Origin of the sequence: Arthrobacter sp. H41 (assembly GCF_000520535.1) — a bacterium.
Taxonomy (GTDB): domain Bacteria; phylum Actinomycetota; class Actinomycetes; order Actinomycetales; family Micrococcaceae; genus Arthrobacter_D.
The window spans coordinates 3,553-4,669 of the sequence record NZ_KI914764.1 but is presented as its reverse complement, the minus strand read 5'-3'; the positions used below and the strand labels follow the sequence as shown (position 1 = coordinate 4,669).

The following is a 1,117-nucleotide window of genomic DNA, read 5'->3' as shown; positions in this document are numbered from 1 at the left end:
GCAGCGCCTCGTCCGCGAGGGCGACGTTCTGGGGCGACGAGGCCGCAACCCTGACCGCCACGAACCGGACGCTTCCCGAACTCGCCGAACTCATCTGGCAGGTCGACGCGGTCCACAGTGCGTACTATGTTCTTCAGGGCGCCTATATGTCACTCGTCGGCACCTCCCCTTTTCCTGCCCGGCTGACCTCCACCGTCATCGTCGCGCTCACTGTTGCAGGAATCGTGATACTCGGTTCACGGCTTATCAGCACGAAGGCGGGCACCTACGCGGGCATCATCGCCATCTTCCTGCCGGGCCTGGCCTGGACCAGCACCGAACTGAGATCGTTCTCCTTCACGGCCTTCCTGGCGGTGGGAACTGTCCTCCTGCTGGAGTCCGCCACGCGGAACGGTGGTACCGCACGCTGGTTCGCCTACGCCGTCGCCCTGACCGCGTCCATCTGGATGTTCGTCTTCTCCGCCCTCATCATCCTGCCGTGCGTCGTCCTGATCCGGTTGAGGAGGACGGTGCGGCCCGGGCTATGGTCAACGGCTGGGGCGGTAGCGGCATCGGCTCCGATCATCGCGCTCACGGCAACCCAGACCGGACAGGTTTCATGGATCAACCAGAGCCCTGCCGAGCTCGCCGGCAGCGTCCTCGTCGGCCAGTACTTCTTCGGACAACGCTCGCACGAGATGGATTCCGGCGGGCTCGCCGTCTTCGCCTGGGCGCTGGCCGCGGTGACCGCAATCCTGCTCGCCGTGTTGGCCCGCCGGTGCCGGCGACGCGGCTGGAGCCCGGAAATTCTCCTCGGCGCGGCATGGGTGATCCTTCCGACGGCGATCATCCTGGCGGTGACGGTCCTCGGGAAACCCCTCTACCAGGAGCGCTACCTCACCTTCACGATCCCCGGTCTCTGCATCCTCCTCGGCGCGGCACTCGCTGCGATGCCGCTTCGCGCAGGCGTGGCGGCCGCCACGGCGTTCTGCCTCCTATTCTCCTCGGCGCGGCATGGGTGATCCTTCCGACGGCGATCATCCTGGCGGTGACGGTCCTCGGGAAACCCCTCTACCAGGAGCGCTACCTCACCTTCACGATCCCCGGTCTCTGCATCCTCCTCGGCGCGGCACTCGCT

Annotated in this window: 1 protein-coding gene; it reads left to right on the top strand. The window is 66.5% G+C overall.

What is annotated here, in order from left to right; genetic code table 11:
* The coding region (locus tag Y705_RS22130) for a glycosyltransferase family 39 protein (protein ID WP_026531770.1) at positions 1–1,001 on the top strand (1,001 nt) is incomplete at its 5' end.
* Between the last annotated feature and the right edge of the window lie 116 nt (positions 1,002–1,117).